We start from the raw sequence: 1,691 nt of genomic DNA on the forward strand, positions 1-1,691 counted from the left end.
AGCCCCTGTTGCAGGCCGGACCTGAACAGCGTGTCGAGATGTCCGCGCCGGATGTCGCTGTCGACAAGCAGCACCGGCGTTCCGTTGGCGGCCAGTTCGATTGCCAGCGATCCGGCCACCAGCGACTTGCCTTCGCCGCTGTGGGCCGAGGTCACGGCAATGCTGTTCGGCAGCTTTCCGCCATTGGCCTGCTTGAGCGAGATCATCACGGTGCGGATCGCTTCGTCGAACATGCCGATCTGCGTTTGCCCGAACAGCCTCGACGGATCTCTCCGGTCTTTACGTCGCAAATGCGGGACGAAGCCGGCCGGCACGATGCGCGCCATTGTGGTGATCTGGTCGAAGCTGCGCACCGTCCTGTCCATCATCTCGACCACGAAGGCGGCCGTCACCGCAACTGAGATCGATGCGAAGAAGGCGCCGATCAGATAGAACAGCCGGCTGCGTCCCTGCGGCACGAGCGGGACTGCGGCCGGTGAGAGAACCTCCAGTTCGGCGCCCGGCAGCATGGCCTGTCCGACCAGGCTGCGGCGCTGCTCCTCGAGTTTGTCCAGGGCCGCCTGTTCCTTGTCGGCAACGCGCTGCAGCCGCACCAGTTCGGTCTGCGCCAGCGACGAGCGGGAGCGTTGTTCATAGGCGGCCGTCAGTGCCGATCGGACTGTGCGATCCTCGTCATCAAGGGCGGTCAGCTTGGCGCGCATGGACTGCAGGTACCGGTCGACCGCAGTGCTGAGATCGATGCGGGACTTGTCGATCTTTGCCCGCAGATCGACCACGGCGGGAGCATCGTTGCCATAGATGTCGAGAAGGCGCGCAAGATCCTGTTGCTGGGTGCGCAGATCGCCTTGCATCACGCCGATGCTGTCGGGAATGGATTTGTTCTGAGCGGCAAGCGAAGGGTCGTGGGCTGCTTCCAGTGCGGCAATCGTATCCTTGATGTCGGCGCGGCTTTGTCCGATCTTCGTCTGCCGGTCGCTGAGCTCGACGATCGCCTTGATCTGTTCGCTCTGATCATCGTCATTTTGAACGACGCCCATCGTTTCCTGATAGGTGTCGGCAGCATCGCGGGCTGCCCTGGTGCGATCCTGCTGTTCGCCGATGCGCTGGCCGATCCATGCTTCCGCCGTGTCGAGGCTGCCGCGGATACTGTCCTTGCGTTCTTCGAGATAGATGCTGATGAGCCGGTTCGGGACGGCGGCTGCCAGTTCGGCATCGCCGGCCGTAAAGCCGATCTGGACGACGTCGCTCTGGCCGTCACGCCATACGCTCAGCGCCTTGTAATAGGCCTGGATGATCGGCTCGAGACTGCCGCCTGCCGGCTGCGACGACGGCTTATCGCTGCTCACCAGGCCGCGCAACGTTGCCCTGATCTCATCGACGATAGAGGCCTGGCGCAGGGCCGGGTTGAACTCCGGCCGCTCGTCGAGCCGCAAGTCGCGAATGACCCGCTCCGCCACGCTTCTGGACAGAAGCCGCTCGGTCTCGGAGGTGACGTTCAGCGGCGCATTGTTGCCGGCATCGCCGGTGCTCAGCGCGGTCGCCAGGGGCTTGTGGATCATTAGCCGGGACCCGGCATGATAGCTCGGCTTCAACCCTGATATCAGCACGATGAAAGCCGCCATCAGCACCACCATCAGAGCCGCGATCATCACCATCCTGCGACGGAGCAAACGTAAACCAGACGTCAGATC

Annotated in this window: 1 protein-coding gene; it reads right to left on the bottom strand. The window is 63.3% G+C overall.

Going from position 1 to position 1,691, the window contains the following annotated elements:
* Positions 1-1,691: exopolysaccharide biosynthesis protein (locus J2X71_RS38035; protein WP_310390564.1), on the bottom strand; the 1,691-nt coding region annotated here is incomplete at both ends.

The sequence above is a fragment of the Rhizobium sp. 1399 genome (assembly GCF_031455475.1).
GTDB lineage: Bacteria > Pseudomonadota > Alphaproteobacteria > Rhizobiales > Rhizobiaceae > Rhizobium.